We start from the raw sequence: 15062 nt of genomic DNA on the forward strand, positions 1-15062 counted from the left end.
ATCCCGCTGACCGTCAACGAGCTACGCCACCTGTTCCACATCCTGATCATCGAACCCACCCGCCGCCGCACCGACCCGCTGCTCTGGTCCATCCGCCGACGCCGCCACCAAGCCCGCGCCAAGGCCAGCCACTACACCCGACAAGCCCTCATCGAGCCATGATCACGATCCCCGGCTGGAGTACTAGTCCAAGCACTCGGCGACATCGCCACCGTACTTCGCGACGCCGACCCCACCGACAAGGCCGAGGTCTACCAGCAATTAGGACTCCGGCTCACCTACCAACCCGAAACGCAAACGGTGCGCGCTGCAGTCGATCTCAGCGCGCACCGTGGGGCAATGGTTTGTGTCCGAGGGGCGACGTCGACCAGAAATCCATGATCGCCATCAACGGCGACCTGCAACTGGCACCCAGATAGCGGCAGCCGGCCGGCTGCCCGTCGTTCGCCGGACGGTTCGACGGGGGACGTCCCCGACCACTGGATCAACGCCAGCGGGTCATCCGGCTCGGGTGGTTCCCGGGCCGGATGAGCCGCGGCGCGTTGCCTGGTCAGGGTCGGCTGGCTCCGCTCGAACGGGCGGTCGAGCAGTCGGAGGAGTCCGGCGTCCCGCGATTCCCGCAAGACGACTCGATGACGTGGCCGGGATGAGCGAGGTTGCCACTGGTCAGGCCGGATGCGCAGTGGTGAATCGTTCGGCCGCGTCCCAAAGTTCGCCTTCGCGCAGCGGGTCGTAGGACTCGTCGGAGGACCGGACCACCCGGCCGCGGTCGACGTAGGATCCGGTCGGTGCCTTGGTCGTGCCGAGGACGACGTCGGCGAGGTACCGCCCCGCGGCGCTGCGGCTGGTCGCGAAGGGGGTGAGGGTCATCGCCGGCATGATGCGCCGCATCGCGAACCTGGAGACGGGGTCGGCGTTGCGGGCGAGGTCGGTGCCGGGGACGAACCCCGGGTTGTAGGCGACGACGTCGATCCCGGCCGGCAGGCGGCGCGCGTACTCGTGCACGAGGTAGATGGCGGCGAGCTTGCTGGTCGAGTAGGCGGTTCGTCCGCCGGTCGTGGTGTCCGGCTTTGGGAACGCGCCCGTGCGGGCGAGGACGTCCGGCGACCGCCAGGCCGGGCCGGGCACCATGCCCATGTTGTGTTTGAAGTCACCGAAATGGGTGTCACTGACGGTGATCACGATCCGGGCAGGGAAGGCGAAGCAGTCCTCCAGCAGGCGGACGAACACGTGATTGGCCAGCACGTTGACGGCGAAAGTGGCCTCGAACCCGTCGGGCCCTTCGGTGAGCGCGTTCGTGTACTGCATGCCCGCGTTGCCCACGAAGCCGCGCAGCGGCGGCAGATCACCGCTGTTGAGCCGATCCCGGATCTCGGTGGCGGCCGACCGGACGCTCTCAAGCGAGCCGAGGTCCGCCGCGACATACGAGACCGTGCGCCCGCCCGCGCTCAATTCCGCCGACAGGCGTGCACCAGAGGACCCGCGGGCGACGACGAGCAAATGCACGTCCGGCCACTCACGAAGGATGCGCTCCGCGGCGACACGGCCGATCCCGCGACTCGCGCCGGTCATCACGATGGTGCCATTCATGGCAGGCTCCTTGCTGGCCATCAGGTGTACGCCCGGCCGGACGCAGCACCAGCGTCGGTTGACGCTTCACGATCCGCTTGGGGCGTACGTTCCTCGGGCGCCACGTCACCGTCCCACGGCGGCCGAAGTGGCGACCGGTGTGGATTCCCGGCGCTGTTGACGGCGGGCCAACGGTGTCAGCGTGCGTTGGACGATGAAGTACTCGGCCACGAGCACGTTGCCCAGGATGGACGCCCACACGCTGGCGGTGTAGATCTCGTCGAACTGCAGCGAGGTGAACGACTGCTTCAGCTGCAAACCGATGAGCAGGTAGATGCGCAAGGTCACCGCAGCGTACGTCAGGGCGTAGTTGCGGATCATCCAGACCCGGTGCAGTTGCACCTCACCGCGGCGGATGCACCGGTAGGCCATGGCCAGCGTGTACAGCCAGGCCGCCACGAGTAGGTAGAACGCGACCTGGATCGCGAAGCCGCCGAGCGTGACCGTGGCGGCGTACACGGCCGCGGCGGAGGCGATCACGACGGAGATCAGGTAGACCCGGCCCGCGATCCGGTGCAGCGTGGGCTTGCGGACGCGTAGCTGGGTGACGAACTGCAACGGCCCGATGATCAAGGCAAGGCCAGCGGGAAGGGCGTGCACGGCGAGGGACACGAAGTGCAGCGGCACGTCCTGGTCGATCGGTACGTTGCTGTTGGCCGGGTTCCCGGTCAGGTACGGCGGCACCGCATAGGCGGCGATGCCGATCGCGGACATGGCCATCAGCCCCCACAGGGCCCACCGTTGGCGGCGGCGGGCGATCTTAGAGACGGATGAAGCGGTCATGCGGTACTCCGATACTGGTGAGTGATAGGTGGCTCGTTACCGGTCAGCCGCGCCATGGCGAGCGGTTCGGTGGCGAACAGGTCGCGGGTGAGGCGTAGCCCGGCGCGGAGCCGTTGCCGGTCGGCAAGAGCCGACAGAAACGGCGGGTCCGTGACAGATGTATCGTTTGTGTCCGGCGACGCCAGGACCTCGATTCCCGGCTCGTCCAGGTAAGAAGGCGCAGGTCATCACCGGTTCTTCCAGCACGGTCGCCTCCGGTGTCCTGGAAACGGGGTGAGGGTGAGCTGGAGGCCGGTGGCGGAAATGGCTCTCGCTGCTGCGCAGCACCGCACCCGCCTGAGGCGGCGTGGCCGGGCGATCGGCGCCGGAACAGTCGGTAGGCGCAGTGACCGGCCGGGGCGGAACACCTTCATCGACCCGAACCGCTACCGCCAAGCCCTTGCGCCGACGGCACCCTGCGCCCGCCAAGGTCGTTGCGGGGTGATGACGTCTGGCCACGCCGCGGCTCCGAACATCTGGCTGAACGCCGTGCCCGATGTGGTCATCGCCGGCTCCAGACCGGTGCCGGCGTCCTGCGCCGTCATCCCGGTGCCGACCCGAGTCATTCGCCGCAGCGATCTCGGCAACCTCATGCTCAGTAAGCGTCACACCGGAAACGCTACGAAGATCAAAACCAGAAGGCTTGTACGTCCGCGCGACAAACTTTGCCCTCCGTGCAACGCCTGTCGAAGCCGCAGTGACGCCCACGATAGCCGTGACGGGCGGAGGTGTGTTTTCTCTCCCAGTGGTACGCCGCACCGCGCCGTCCCGCACCACATGTCCAGGGCCCGGTTCACTCTGGCCTGGCTGAGGCCAACCGTGCGGGTGTGGTCCTTCTGCCGTCGGCGGCGGGCGCCGGAGGCGAGCAGCCGCCACGCCGCCAGTGCCACGTGTTATCGGTTCGCCCGTTGCCAGTCGCGTGCGCTCATGCTGTACGCGGCGCGGAAGCGCCGGCTGAAGTGGGTGGCGTCGGTGAAGCCCCAGCGGCGTGCCGTCGCGGTGATCGACCGGGTGCTGGGTAGCGCTAGTTCCCGGCCGGCGGCTTCGAGCCGCTCGTGCGTGATCCACTGGGTTAGGGTGAGCGGCTGGTCTCGCCATAGGTGGTAGAGGGTGCGTACCGACATGCCGTGCGCGGCCGCGATGCGCTGCGGGCTGAGCTCCGCTTCGCCGAGGTGTTGCAGGATCCAGTGCCGAACGTGGGGCAGGCGGTCGTCGCCGGCCGGGGCGGGATCGTCGGCGGCGGCGAGGATCAGCGCGCGGACGAGGTTGGCGGTGGCATTACCGACCAGGGCCGCCGCGCCCGGTAGCCGGTCGATCGCGTCGACGTCGGCGCGCAGCTGCTGCAGATGACTGCGCAGCAGCCCGTAGGTGACCGAATCACGGTCGATACGGCGGGCGGCGCGGCGGATCGTTTCGACCGGCAGGCCCAGCCGGGCGTGGTCGACCTGTACCGCGAACGACCCGCCCTCACCGCTCCACCAGTAGTCGTACGGCGCGGTGAGGTCGACCAGCATCAGCTCGCCCACGTCGACCGTACGGATCGCGTCGTCCTGCCGGTAGTGGCCACGCCCGGCGGTCTGGATGGCGAGCGCGACCAGCTCGGGGGCGGCGGTGCGCAGCTGGGCGGGGCCGCGGGTCAGCCGCAGCCCGGAGCCTTCGTGCGCGTAAACCCGCGAGGTGGTGCCAAGCTGCCAGTAGCCGAGCCGAGCGTGGAAACCATCGGTTTCCTCGAGCTGAACACCGGACGGAACCGTGGCGTGCAGGACGGCCTCCCGCACGGCCGCGGCCCGGTCCTCCGGTGGCAGGTCACGGGTGTCCAGGTGGATGGCCATTGGTTACGACCCGGTCCGCCAGTCCCGCGGCGGCATGCCGAACGCCTGCCGGAACCGGCGGGTGAAGTGGCTGGAGTCGGCGAAGCCCCATTCGTGCGCGATGGCCGCGATCGGACGGCCGGAGGTCAGCGCGTCGCGGGCGCCCGCCAACCGCTCCGCCATGATCCACTGCTCCAGGCTGCTGTCCATCGCGGCGGACCAGATTGCGTGCAGGTGCCGTACGGAGATGTTGTGGTGCGTGGCGATCCTGGCCGGGGTCAAATCGGGATCGGTCAGGTGTGCCCGGATGTACCGGGTGATCCTGGCCGGCAGCGTGTCGTGCATAGCCTGCCGGTGCGCGGCGCCACCCTGAGCGGCCAGGAGGAAGGCGCGGGCCAGATCGGCGGTCGCAGCGCCGACCGCCGCCGCGGCCGGGGACGTCGACAGCCGCTCGGCGTGGTTCACGACGTACGAGACATGCTCCCGAAGCAGCCCGAGCAACGGGTTGGCCAGGAAGGTCCGTCCCGCGAGCTGGATATGGTCGACGCCGAGCCCGAATGTGCCGAGGTCGAACCCGACCGACCGGGTACCGCCGTCACCGACGCGCTGGTAGTCGTGCTCGCCAGTGAGGTCGGTCATGAGCAGGTCGCCCCGGCCGAGTTCGCGCTCCTGTCCGAAGCCGCGGCTGCGGCCCCATCCCCGCTCGTGAACAGCGAAGCTGACCTGGTCCGGCGGCCCCAGCCGGACGTGCCGTGCGGTCTGTGTGAGCCGCATCCCCGTGCCGTGGTACGAGAAGGCGTGCGCGCCCGCGCCGAGCGGCCAGAACTCGACGTGGGCCCGGACGGTTGGCCCGGGATCCTGCAGGCTGACGTCCACCGAGCCGCAGCCGACCTCGGTCGAAGAGAGGATCGCGTCGAGCCGCTCACGCTCGGCGAGGTCGTCGGTTTCCAGGATCACGGGCACGTCTGGCAACCTATCCGAGCCGTATCTCATCTTTTGTTGCGGGTTGTCGGTCACTGGTGCAGGACGACGTGCAGGACCGCGGTCGCCTGCGCGACAGCGGCCTTCGCCGCGTGTGTATCGTGCAGGGCGTTGAGCATCACGAAGTCGTGGATGACGCCCTGGTACCGCACGGCGGTCACCGGCACGCCCGCGTTCCGCGGTTTGGCCGCGTACGCCTCGCCTTCGTCACGCAGCACGTTCGCGTCGGCCGTGATGACGAGCGCCGGCGGCAGTCCGCGCAGGTCGTCGAGGGCCGCCCGTAAGGGCGAGGCGGTGATCTGGTTGCGTTGCTTCTCGTCGGTGGTGTTCTGGTCCCAGAACCACTGCATGCCGTCGCGGCGCAGGAAGTAGCCCTCGACGAAGGTGTGGTACGACTCGGTGTCGAAGGTCGCGTCGGTGACCGGGTGGAACAGCACCTGCTGGGCGAAGGAGACGTCGCCGCGCTCCTTGGCGAGCAGGGTCAGCGCCGCGCTCATGTTGCCGCCGACCGAGTCGCCGGCGATCGCGATCCGGGAGGCGTCGAGGCCGTGCTCGCCGTTGTGGGCGACGACCCACGTCGCCACGGTCCAGCACTGCTCGATCGCCACCGGGTGGCGCACTTCGGGAGAGCGGTCGTGCTCGGGGAGGACCACCGTGGCGTTGGCGCCGATCGCCAGGTCGCGCACGAGCCGGTCGTGGGTGTGCGCGTTGCACAAGACCCAGCCGGCGCCGTGGATGTAGAGGATCACCGGCAGGTCGCCGGTGGCGCCCTTGGGCCGTACGATCTGGGCCACACATAGAGGCGCTCTAGCGTCTCCCGCCCGCGTCCAGGTCTCCGGACGGCACTGATGCTCCTATGACGCTGCTATGTCCTGTCAAGCGTTGATGGGGTTGGGGGGACTGCCCCGGGTTTGGTTGACCCGTGGGGCGGAAGGTGTCAACCTTTTCGGGGCGGGTGGTTCAGGGGTTCGTTGACTGAGTCGGCTCGTCGTCGGGCTTGTTGATCCACGCGGGTTCGGGTAGGGCGGGTGGTTGTGGGATGCCGCGGACGAACCGTTCGGGGTTGCGGGCGTAAGCGGTGGTCAGGACGTCGGTGCGGGCGTCGCGGACGATCTGGGCGTGGCCGTGGTGGACGTCGTGTGGGGTGTGCCAGCCGATGCCGGAGTGCCGGTGGATCGTGTTGTACCAGGTGAAGAAGGCCCGGCAGTGCGCTCGGGCGTCCTGGATGCTGCCGAAGCGGTCGGGGAAGTCGGGCCGGTATTTCAGGGTCTTGAACTGGGCCTCGGAGAACGGGTTGTCGTTGCTGCACCTGGGCCGGGAGTGGGACTTGGTCACGCCGAGGTCGGCCATCATCTGCGCGACGGTCCTGGACGCCATGGAGGTGCCGCGGTCGGCGTGGATGGTCAACTGCTCACGCGCGATGCCCTGCTTGGTGATCGCGTCGGACAGCAGCCGTTCGGCCAGGGCGGCGTCTTCGCGCTCGGCGAGCAGCCACGCGACGGTGTAGCGGCTGTAGATGTCGATCACCGCATACAGGTGGTAGAAGTCCCGCTTGGCCGGGCCGCGCAGCTTCGTGATGTCCCACGACCACACGCGATTGGGGGCGTCGGCGATCAGCTCGGGCTTGACCTTCGGCGGGTGCACCGCGTGGCGGCGGCGCTCCCTGACTTCGCCGTGGGTGCGCAGGATCCGGTACATGCTCGACACCGACGCCACGTACACGCCCTCATCCAGCAGGGTGTGGTAGACGGCCGCAGGGGCCATGTCGGCGAAGTCGGGGCTGTTGAGCAGCGCCCGGACGCTGTCACGCTCGGCCGCGCTCAGGGCGCGTGGCTGCGGTCTGGGTTCGAGCGCCGGCCGTGGTGGCGAGGGTGTCTGGCGGTGCCGGCGGTAGTGGTTGGCCTGCGGCCGGCCAGTGGCCCGGCACGCCGCCCGGACCCCGATCAGCGGTGTCAGTTCGGTGATCGCAGCGTCGATCATGGTGTCGGCTCGCTCCCGCTGTGCTGGCTGTCGGTCGCGAGTTGCCCCAACAGCGCGGAGAGTTTTCCCTGCACCTCGATCACCGTGCGGGCCTTGTCCAACTCGGCGCGCAGTCGCTCGTTGTCGGCCCGCAACCGGGCTGCCTCCCGCATCGCCGGGTCGGTCTTCGGCCGCCCGGCCGGCTTGGCCAGGGCCTCGCGGGCGCCGGCGTCACGCTGGTGCTTCCACGCCGCGAGCAGCGACGTGTACAGGCCTTCCCGACGAAGCAGGGCGCCCTTGCCGGCCTTGTCGAGGGTCTCGTACTCGGCCAGGATCCGCGCCTTGTACGCGGCGGTGTAAGTCCTTGTTCGGGGCTTTGCTGGTACCTCGGGGTCGGGTACCGGGTGATGCGATGTCACAGGGGTGGATCTCCTCGCACGCCCTCACGGGTCAGAGTTTCAGCAGCTCAAGCCGCCTTCTCCAAGGTTGCCACAGAGGGGGTCGAGGACGTTGCGTTGCAGCAGGGCGAAGAACGACTCCATCGCGGCGTTGTCGCCGCAGGCGCCGACGCGGCCCATCGAGCCGACCAATCCGTTGCGGTGCAGCGCTTTGACGTACTTCCGAGACCGGAATTGACTGCCGCGGTCGGAGTGCACAATCGTGCCGGCCGGGCTCCGCAGCCGGGCCGCGTTACGCAGTGCCGCGACGGCCAGGGACGCCTTCATCCGGGTGTCGATGGAGTAGCCGACGATCCGACCGGAGTACACGTCCTTGACCGCGCACAGGTACAGCTTGCCCTCGGCGGTGGGGTGTTCGGTGATGTCGGTCAGCCACACCCGGTTGGGCGCGTCGGCGGTGAAGCGGCGTTGCACCAGGTCGTCGTGCACCGGCGGCCCGGCCCGCCGGGTCAAACCCTTCTTCTTGGCGAACACCGACCAGATGCGCTGCTGTGAGCAGAGCCTGGCCACCCGGTTCGGGCCGGCGGTGATGCCGTGGGCGGGTAGTTCGTCGGCGATGAACCGGTACCCGAACGCCGGGTCGTCGGCATGGATGTCGAGGGCGGCGTTGATCAGGTGCGCGTCGTCCCAGTCCCGCTGAGAGACCGGCTCGGCGCGCCACGCGTAGTAGGCCTGCTTGCTGAACCCCAGCACCCGGCAGGTCACCGCGACGGGGATCCCATCCGCGGCCAGGTCACCGACCAGCGGGTATGTCATTTTGGGGAGATCTCTTTAGCGAAGTAGGCCGCCGCCCGCCGCAGGATCTCGTTCTCCTGCTCCAGGACCTTGTTCCGCCGACGCAGCTCACGCAGCTCAGCGGACTCGCTACTGGTGGTCGCGGGACGGACGCCGTCCTCGACGTCGGCGAGCTTGAGCCAGCGGTGCAGGCACGCCTCGGAGACCCCGAAGTCCTTCGCGATCTGCCTCAACGGCGCCTCGCCCTTGCGGGCGACCGCGACCACGTCACGGCGGAACTCCGGCGGGAATGCTTTCGGCATGGCAGACATCCTTCCAGCGAGGAACGCATCCTCACAGGTCAAGAGTCAACCGAACCGGGGGCAGTCCCTGGCCCCGTTTGCTGCCGTTCTGCGCAACGCACAGATCGGCGGTCACCCTAAGATGCGACGGCAGATGTTGGGTGCCGTGATGCGGCGCGAGCATCAACGCGTAGTGGGCAGGGTTGAGGTCGGTTCTGGCCAGCCAAGACAGCACTGGTGGGCCGGCGTCGCCGAAGACAATGAGCCGACCCGACGCGGCGGCAGCGGGTGTCGGCGGCGCTGGCCACCTGCCGTCCCGGCGCTTGGGTCGAGGTGGATGATCTGTTTGCCTCGATGCGTGATACGGGCCTTTCGCCCACGGTTGCGCGCAGTGATCGGGCGCTGTGGAAGCTCTACCTGGTTGACGCTCAGTACGGCAGTCTCGGCTACGCCGGATTCGGTGAGTGGGATATCCTGGAGGGCCGGTACACCCTTGCGGTCATCTTCGAGTACGCGGCCACGCTGGGCCTCGTTGACGTCGCCTATGACGGGCCAGTCGGTGCGCGCGACGACTACCACGGCAACTGGGGCGCCGACGACCTCGACTACCTGAGCCGCTACGACGGGCTGCGGGCGCTGCGTCTCACCGGGCTCGGTGCGTATGCCCTCGGCCTGACCGGGCCGTACCGGCCGCCGGCAGACGCAGCGCCGATCCGTAACCTGAAGGTCTTGTCCAATCTGGATGTGGTCGCCACCGGCGAGCTGAGCCCGGCCGACCGCCTCGTCCTCGACGCCTATGCGAAACGGACCGCCGAACGGGTCTGGACGCTGACCACGGACAGCGTACTCGCCGCCGTCGCCGCCGGTCGCAGCGCCGACCAACTCCGCGACTTCCTGGCTGGTCGCCTGGCGCAGCCCAAGCTGCCCGCCGCTCTGCTGGTGTTGCTCGACGACGTGACCGCCCGGGCCGGGCGACTACGCGACCTCGGTCAGGTGCGTCTGATCGAATGCGCCGATCCGGCACTGGCCGCACTGATCCATCACGACCGCCGGCTCCGGCCGCTCTGCACTGCGATCGGTGAACGGCACCTCGCCGTCCCAATGGAACAGGAACCGGCCTTCCGCCGGGCGTTGCAGGCGCTGGGTTACGCCCTACCCGTTCGATGAGCCCGAAAATGATCGGCTCGCTACCGACATGGCGGTTCGATAACCGGATCGCCGTGCCCGGCTCGCTGGCATCGTCGTCGAGCCGTGGGGGTGTCCCTCGGTCCGGTTGGTAACGTGCGTGGTTTGGTGGCCGTCGGGCCGCGAGGAGGCCAATGGGCAAGAACAGTCGTGAGCGGCACAAGGCCAAGCGGAAGGCCGCCGAGGCGGCTCAGCGTCGGCGGGCCGCCGGGACCTCTGGTCATGATGACCTGCAGGGCCTGTTCGGCGGGCCGCACATGCCGTCCGAGCGTCAGCTCGCGGAGCAGATCATCGATCAGGCGGTGCATGCCCAGCACCGCGACGAGACCGCCGAGCTGGACCGCTGCCGCGCCCTGCTGACTGCCGGTCCCGGCGGGACTGCCGGCATCCAGGTCGTCAACCGGGCCTTGCTGGCCTATCTGCTCCGGCAGGTCGAGCACGCCTGGCGGCGCGGTTGGCAGCCGGCCGAGCTGGTACGGGTGGCCCGCCGCGAGTACGGCACCCGTCACGGTCGGCTCATGGTCGACGCCGTCGCGGCGCAGATGCGTAGCTATTCCACCGCGACCGTCGATCCGCGGTGGCAGTCGCAGCTGACTGCCGTCGACGCGCGGGTGTGGTGGGAGCACGACGATCACTATCTGACGGTCTGGGGCGAGCGGCAGGGCCTCGACCGCGGCGGTGTGATCGCCACCATGATCGAGGTGCTCTGCCTTCTCGCGACGCTGCCGCTGATCGAGCCGGTCGGTCCGATGCCGGGCACCGCCGGGGCCGCCGCGGTGACACCGCCGGTCGATCTTGATCAGCGGATGCTCCATCGGGTTCGGGCGTTGCTGGCGAAGGCGGAGTCCACCGACTTCTCGGAGGAGGCCGACGCGTTCACGGCGAAGGCGCAGGAGTTGATGGCCCGGCACCGCATCGATCACGCCCTGCTCGCCGCGACGACGGGCGAACGTGACCAGCCGGTCACCCGCAGGGTGGGCATCGACAATCCGTACGAGGCGCCGAAGACGCTGCTGCTACAGGTCGTCGCAGAGGCCAACAGCTGCCGGGCGGTGTGGATGAAGCGGTTCGGCTTCACCACCATCGTCGGCTTTCCGGCCGATCTGGAGTCGACCGAACTGCTGTTCACCTCGCTGCTCGTGCAGGCGACGAGGGCGATGACGCAGGCCAAGCCGAGCACCGACCAGTACGGACGCAACACGACCCGCTCGTTCCGGCAGTCATTCCTGACCGCGTACGCATCGCGGATCGGTGAACGGCTCGACGCCGCCACCGAGGGGGTGGACCGGGAGATGAACGCGTCGGCGGACGCCGCCCAACTGCTGCCGGTCCTCGCCGCACGCGACGACGCGGTGCGCGATGCCTTCGAAAAGCAGTTCCCCGAGCTGACCCAGCACGCGACGGCCATCAGCAACCGGGCGGGCTGGGCGTCGGGCCGGGCCGCGGCCGACCGGGCTTCGCTGCATGGGCGGCAGGCCGTCGCACCCGGATGATCGGCTGGTGCGCCGGAACGTGATACCTGGCACAGATCTGGCTCCGAAGCCGCGATCCCGCTGCGAGTCAAGGTTGACGTGATCGCGGCCCGTCCGATTGCCTCGTCGACGGAGGTCGACTACCGTCGCGACCTGGGTAGGCAGAGTGGGAGCGGGCCACCGGTGATGGTCGCCGACTGGTTCGCATGGTGGTACCTCCGGCCCACCGACAGCTCTTGAGCTGGGCAAACGCGAAAGCGGATGTGGCGGTGCACGAACCCTTTTCGATCAGGGTTGCTGCGGTTTTGGGCTGAGCAGACACCGGACCTGGTAGCGGCTCAGGGCAGTGGCCGGTCCGGAGACGCGGCCGACGTGCGTCATCCAGGCAATGATGACGTCGCCACACCTCTGCCGCTGCCTGCGTCGAGATCAGGTGCGTGGATTTGCCGCCGATCGGGCTGTTCTCGACGCTGGCCGAGTCACGGAGCCCACCAAGCCCGCTTATTCTGCCCTGAATCATTAGAGTACGTGAGGGACCTCTTGAGTGTTGCAAGCCGCTCAGGCTTCCGCTTCTGTCGATGAGCGGATGTCTATGCCTGCGCGCTCTCCGGCGGTTCGACGCGCTGCTGTGCTGGATGGCGACGCTGGCCGTCGGGTAGATCGGCCTGCCGCTGGTCTGATCGAAATGACTCAACGGGACCGGTGCGTCGGTTATTCGGTATCGCCTGGATGGGAACGGATGTCAGGCGGATCAGGGTGATGCCGTAGGCGACGATCCACACGACCCAGATCAGCCAGCTGACAAGGCCGAGGAGACCGACCGGACCGGGGTCGTCGATGACCAGGGGGCTCAGCACGGCCGAGCCGAACTGGAGTGCGGCGGCCAGCAGGCCGATCCCGCTGTGCCAGCGGCGGATCAGGCCGGCGCGTCGGCCGCTGATGGACAGGCCGGTCATGGCCAGTGCCAGGAAGGTGCCGTTGAAGATGAACAGCGCGTTGTGCAGTGCCCAGAGTCCGGCGATCGTGCTGCTGTCCTGCGCGGTCGTCGACGCGAGCGCGAGCCGCGTGGCCATCACGCCGCTGAAGGTTATGTTCTGCAGGATCACCCCGGCGAATCCGACCAGAGACCAGGCTGTGCCTTGCTCGCGGTCGGATCGCCACAGCACGGAGACCGCGCCGGCGCCGAACAGGGTGGCCAGCACCCAGGCGATCGGTGCAAGTGCTGACGCGAGGCCGACGGTGTTCTGTTGGGTGGTGAAGAACTGGACAACGTCGTTGGTCTCCGCACCGGTGTGGGGCAGGCCGGCTGGTACCAGGAAGGCGTTGATGGAGACGATCAGGATGGCGAAGCCGAGTCCGGCGAGTCCGGCGATCCGTGAGAACGTCCAGGTGCTTCGTTCGACACCGAGTTTACGTGACATGTATTCAATATAAGTTCCGGAAACCGAAGGGGGCAAGCCATGACCGCCGAGGCAGGCAGGCGCAGGTACGAGTCGCTGCGCCGGGCGGCGCAAGCGGCAGAGACCAGGGGTGAGATCGCCAGCGCCGCTCGTCGGCTGTTCCTCTCCCGGGGCTGGGCGGCGACCACGGTACGTGACGTGGCGCGGGAGGCCGGGGTCTCGGTGCCGACCGTCTACGCGGTGTACGGGAACAAGACCGGGCTGACCCGAGCCCTGGCCGACGCGGCAGACATCGCCGCGGATCCATCGCAGTCGCTCGCCGAACTGGAAGGGGCCGAGAACGATCCGGTGCGGCAGCTCGCGGCGATGGCCGGCTACGACCGGCGCCTCTTCGAGCGCGCCGGTGACGTCATCACGCTCGTGCGCGAGGCGGGCCGCACCGAGCCCGACCTGGCGAGCGTCTACCGCGACGGCCGTCAGCGGGGGGACGAAACCAGGATCCAGGTGTTCTCGTCGTGGCCGGGCGGCGTTCTCCGGCAAGGATTGGACATACCGTCGGCCGTCGATATCTACGCGGCGATCTGCAACATCGACGTCTACACCACACTGACCGACGAACGCGGCTGGCAACCCGATCAAGTCGAACGCTGGTGGACCGAGGCCCTGGCCCGCGAACTCCTGACCTGAAGTGTCATGAGGCGCCTCATTTCAGGCCGTCCTGGTACGGAAGATTACGAGGTAGACGACGACCACTAAGGCCACGCCACCTCGTCCCACGGGCACCGCATCCAAAGCCGGGCGGGTACTGACCGCGACTGGCCGTCGGCAAGCCGGTCGCACTTGATCCGGTATCCGCTTCTGTAATCCTGTCGGGCTCGAAAACTCCGTTCGGCCGTCTGAACTGCGGTTCTGTACCAGCTCGACGCTGACACGGCCGACACCATTGATGCCATGAGCGCGTCATTGGTGTACCTACTGCTGCGCCAGGTCCTGCAGATGTTGACCCAGCTCGCCCGCGACGGCGGAGCCAAGGACGTGGAGCTCCTGGTGTTACGCCATCAGGTGGCGGTGCTGCGCCGACAGGTGCACCGGCCTGACCTCGAACCGGCCGACCGGTTGGTGCTGGCAGTGTTGTCGCGGCTGCTGCCCCGCCCGCGCTGGTCGGCGTTCTTCGTCACCCCGGCGACCTTGTTGCGTTGGCATGGTGAGCTGGTCGCCCGGCGCTGGACGTACCCGCATGCGCGGCCGGGCCGGCCACCGGTCGACAAGCAGGTCCGTGAGCTGGTGCTGCGACTCGCAGCGGAGAACCCGACCTGGGGCCACCGCCGGATCCAGGGCGAACTGGTCGGCCTGGGCTACCGGGTAGCGGCCAGCACCGTGTGGAGATCCTCAACCAGGCCGGCGTCGATCCGGCACCGCGGCGGTCCGGGCCGACCTGGAAACAGTTCCTGACCGCTCAGGCGCAGACGATGCTGTCCTGCGATTTCTTCACGGTCGATACGGTGTTCCTCAAGCGGATCTATGTGCTGTTCTTCATGGAGATCGCCACCCGCCGGGTCCACGTGGTTGGGGTGACCGCCCATCCGACCGGCGCCTGGGTTGCCCAGCAGGCGCGGAACCTGCTAATGGACCTCGACGGGCGAGTGAGCGGCCTGCGGTTTCTGCTCCGGGACCGCGACACCAAATTCACGGCGGCCTTCGACGCGGCGTTCACCGCCGCAGGAATCAACGCGATCAAGACTCCGCCGCAGGCACCGCGGGCGAATTCATACGCCGAACGCTGGGTGGGCACCGTACGCCGGGAGTGCACGGACCGAATGCTCATCGTCGGCGAGCGGCACCTGACGACCGTGCTCGGCGAGTACACCCGCCACTACAACGATCACCGGCCGCATCGTTCACTGGATCAGCGGCCACCGAATCCTTCGCCCCACCTCGTTGACCTGAACGGTGCCCGGGTCCAACGGCAACCGATCCTCGGTGGATTGATCAACGAGTACTCGCAGGCAGCGTAGCCGAACCGACTTTACGAGCCCGACAGGTCAAAGCCAGCCCGCGCGACTTTCCCGGCGGTGACGGGTGTCCCTTGCCAGGTCGTCTTGTGGGAGATCACGCCGGGCTCAGTGCTTCATTGAGGTGATCTCAGCGAGGTTCGGCGGCCGAGTGGGGATGACACGGGCGTAACGTCCATACCGGACGGTGTTGGATATGGACGTGGAGCCATCGATAGACAAGTTCTTGCGACAGAATCCAGTCTTCGAGAGGGCTCCACGTGATCGCCTATTCTGCCAGGCTCGACGTGCCCAGGGAACTCGTACAGCACGTGGCG

General features: G+C 68.3%; 11 protein-coding genes and 3 pseudogenes. 6 read left to right on the forward strand and 8 right to left on the reverse strand.

Going from position 1 to position 15062, the window contains the following annotated elements; translation table 11 throughout:
* Positions 1 to 162, forward strand: a pseudogene (locus tag ABZU69_RS35935) (IS701 family transposase); the annotation flags it as partial.
* Positions 163 to 666: 504 nt separating this feature from the next.
* On the opposite strand, the gene ABZU69_RS35940 reads toward ABZU69_RS35935, so the two are convergent.
* The 7 genes and pseudogenes from ABZU69_RS35940 to ABZU69_RS35970 all read right to left on the reverse strand — a co-directional run.
* Positions 667 to 1611 (reverse strand): SDR family NAD(P)-dependent oxidoreductase, encoded by a 945-nt coding sequence (locus ABZU69_RS35940; protein WP_354968702.1) that lies wholly within the window; start codon positions 1609 to 1611, stop codon positions 667 to 669.
* Positions 1612 to 1695: 84 nt separating this feature from the next.
* Positions 1696 to 2412: a DUF2306 domain-containing protein gene (locus ABZU69_RS35945; protein ID WP_354968703.1), complete on the reverse strand. Its 717-nt coding sequence runs from the start codon at positions 2410 to 2412 to the stop codon at positions 1696 to 1698.
* A gap of 932 nt (positions 2413 to 3344) precedes the next feature.
* On the reverse strand, positions 3345 to 4283 hold the full coding sequence (locus ABZU69_RS35950; RefSeq protein ID WP_354968704.1) for a helix-turn-helix domain-containing protein: 939 nt from the start codon (positions 4281 to 4283) through the stop codon (positions 3345 to 3347).
* Positions 4284 to 4286: 3 nt separating this feature from the next.
* A complete protein-coding gene (locus tag ABZU69_RS35955; RefSeq protein WP_354968705.1) occupies positions 4287 to 5225 on the reverse strand; it encodes an AraC family transcriptional regulator in 939 nt (312 codons plus the stop codon).
* 50 nt (positions 5226 to 5275) lie between these two features.
* Entirely contained in the window at positions 5276 to 6037 is a 762-nt protein-coding gene (locus ABZU69_RS35960; RefSeq protein WP_354968706.1) for an alpha/beta hydrolase, read from the reverse strand.
* A 166-nt stretch (positions 6038 to 6203) separates the two neighbouring features.
* A pseudogene (locus tag ABZU69_RS35965) lies at positions 6204 to 7621 on the reverse strand (IS3 family transposase).
* An 81-nt stretch (positions 7622 to 7702) separates the two neighbouring features.
* Positions 7703 to 8697: pseudogene (locus ABZU69_RS35970) on the reverse strand (IS3 family transposase); the annotation flags it as partial.
* A 267-nt stretch (positions 8698 to 8964) separates the two neighbouring features.
* Here ABZU69_RS35970 and ABZU69_RS35975 point away from each other — a divergent pair.
* Together ABZU69_RS35975 and ABZU69_RS35980 are read left to right on the forward strand one after the other, a co-directional pair.
* A complete protein-coding gene (locus ABZU69_RS35975) occupies positions 8965 to 9843 on the forward strand; it encodes a helicase-associated domain-containing protein (RefSeq protein ID WP_354968707.1) in 879 nt (292 codons plus the stop codon).
* A 275-nt stretch (positions 9844 to 10118) separates the two neighbouring features.
* Positions 10119 to 11354 carry a DUF2786 domain-containing protein gene (locus ABZU69_RS35980; protein ID WP_354968712.1) on the forward strand — a complete coding sequence of 412 codons (1236 nt, stop codon included), beginning with the start codon at positions 10119 to 10121 and terminating at the stop codon, positions 11352 to 11354.
* A 569-nt stretch (positions 11355 to 11923) separates the two neighbouring features.
* Here ABZU69_RS35980 and ABZU69_RS35985 read toward each other — a convergent pair.
* The gene (locus tag ABZU69_RS35985) at positions 11924 to 12754 is read right to left on the reverse strand and encodes a hypothetical protein (RefSeq protein ID WP_354968708.1); all 831 of its coding nucleotides are present in this window, start codon (positions 12752 to 12754) and stop codon (positions 11924 to 11926) included.
* Between the two features lie 39 nt (positions 12755 to 12793).
* Here ABZU69_RS35985 and ABZU69_RS35990 point away from each other — a divergent pair, with 39 nt between their 5' ends.
* From ABZU69_RS35990 to ABZU69_RS36000, 3 genes are all read left to right on the forward strand, one after another.
* The gene (locus ABZU69_RS35990) at positions 12794 to 13420 is read left to right on the forward strand and encodes a helix-turn-helix domain-containing protein (RefSeq protein ID WP_354968709.1); all 627 of its coding nucleotides are present in this window, start codon (positions 12794 to 12796) and stop codon (positions 13418 to 13420) included.
* Between the two features lie 264 nt (positions 13421 to 13684).
* Positions 13685 to 14185, forward strand: coding sequence for a helix-turn-helix domain-containing protein (locus tag ABZU69_RS35995; RefSeq protein WP_354968710.1), 501 nt, complete (start codon positions 13685 to 13687; stop codon positions 14183 to 14185).
* Positions 14113 to 14748 (forward strand): integrase core domain-containing protein, encoded by a 636-nt coding sequence (locus tag ABZU69_RS36000; protein ID WP_354968711.1) that lies wholly within the window; start codon positions 14113 to 14115, stop codon positions 14746 to 14748. The genes ABZU69_RS35995 and ABZU69_RS36000 overlap by 73 nt, the downstream gene beginning before the upstream one ends.
* Positions 14749 to 15062: the final 314 nt, after the last annotated feature.

It is taken from the genome of Micromonospora sp. NPDC005206 (genome assembly GCF_040608175.1).
Classification (GTDB): Bacteria; Actinomycetota; Actinomycetes; order Mycobacteriales; family Micromonosporaceae; genus Micromonospora.

Excerpts from the sequence above, each read along its gene's own strand:
- ABZU69_RS35980 (WP_354968712.1), top strand. The coding sequence starts at position 10,119 with ATGCCGTCCGAGCGTCAGCTCGCGGAGCAGATCATCGATCAGGCGGTG.
- ABZU69_RS35945 (WP_354968703.1), bottom strand. The coding sequence starts at position 2,412 with ATGACCGCTTCATCCGTCTCTAAGATCGCCCGCCGCCGCCAACGGTGG.
- ABZU69_RS35985 (WP_354968708.1), bottom strand. The coding sequence starts at position 12,754 with ATGTCACGTAAACTCGGTGTCGAACGAAGCACCTGGACGTTCTCACGG.
- ABZU69_RS35950 (WP_354968704.1), bottom strand. The coding sequence starts at position 4,283 with ATGGCCATCCACCTGGACACCCGTGACCTGCCACCGGAGGACCGGGCC.
- ABZU69_RS35995 (WP_354968710.1), top strand. The coding sequence starts at position 13,685 with ATGAGCGCGTCATTGGTGTACCTACTGCTGCGCCAGGTCCTGCAGATG.
- ABZU69_RS35940 (WP_354968702.1), bottom strand. The coding sequence starts at position 1,611 with ATGGCCAGCAAGGAGCCTGCCATGAATGGCACCATCGTGATGACCGGC.
- ABZU69_RS35990 (WP_354968709.1), top strand. The coding sequence starts at position 12,794 with ATGACCGCCGAGGCAGGCAGGCGCAGGTACGAGTCGCTGCGCCGGGCG.